The organism is Janthinobacterium sp. NKUCC06_STL, from assembly GCF_019345455.1.
GTDB lineage: Bacteria > Pseudomonadota > Gammaproteobacteria > Burkholderiales > Burkholderiaceae_D > Janthinobacterium > Janthinobacterium rivuli.
Genome location: NZ_JAHKQY010000034.1, coordinates 1 through 379, shown reverse-complemented (window position 1 = coordinate 379; position 379 = coordinate 1). Strand labels below are relative to the sequence as shown.

General features: G+C 61.5%; 1 protein-coding gene. It reads left to right on the top strand.

Annotation, left to right across the window (positions count from 1 at the left end; translation table 11 throughout):
* Window positions 1-379: carbohydrate porin (locus tag KO539_RS30785; protein ID WP_219313996.1), on the top strand; the 379-nt coding region annotated here is incomplete at both ends.

Below are 379 nucleotides of genomic sequence, written 5' to 3'. Positions count from 1 at the left end.
TGACGTCATCACTGGCAAGCGCAATAACGGCTGGCAGCTGTCGGCATTCCACCGTCAAGGTAAAGTGTTTGGCGGCGGCAATACCTTCGGCGTGCAGTACGGCGTCGGTCCTGGTACGGGCAAGGGCGCACAGTTCGGCGCTTCGGGCGACACCGGTTTGGGTTCGGACGTGAAACGCACGCGTATCTTCAATGACATGGCGATCCAGCCCATGGCCAACTTCGGCATGGAATTCGTCGCCCTGTGGCAAAAAGACGAGTCGAACGCAAACGGTTCCTCGACCTGGACCTCGGTCGGCGTGCGTCCCGTGTATGCCTTCACCGACAACTTCAAGCTGGTGGGCGAACTGGGCACGGACCGCGTGACGCAAGCGGGCGGC